The following is a 216-nucleotide window of genomic DNA, read 5'->3' on the forward strand; positions in this document are numbered from 1 at the left end:
GGTCGCCCGCTTCGAACTGACCGAAACCCTCTCGAAGCTGTGCCACTGCAAGCTGGAACTGGCCAGTACCTCCCCGGCTATTATGGCGGAAGACGTGCTGGAGCAGCCCGTGGAACTGGTGGTCTGGCAGGACGGCGTACCCCTGCGGCGCTTCCACGGCGTGGTCAACGAATTCGCCCGGGGCGACACCGGCCACCGCCGCACCCGCTACGACGT

Annotated in this window: 1 protein-coding gene; it reads left to right on the forward strand. The window is 66.7% G+C overall.

The genetic code is table 11. The annotated features are described in order from the left end of the window. Positions 1–216, forward strand: a 216-nt coding sequence (locus NLU14_RS23035; protein WP_275710985.1) for a contractile injection system protein, VgrG/Pvc8 family, incomplete at both ends; no start/stop codon positions are given.

The sequence above is a fragment of the Marinobacter iranensis genome (genome assembly GCF_029207565.1).
Classification (GTDB): domain Bacteria; phylum Pseudomonadota; class Gammaproteobacteria; order Pseudomonadales; family Oleiphilaceae; genus Marinobacter; species Marinobacter iranensis.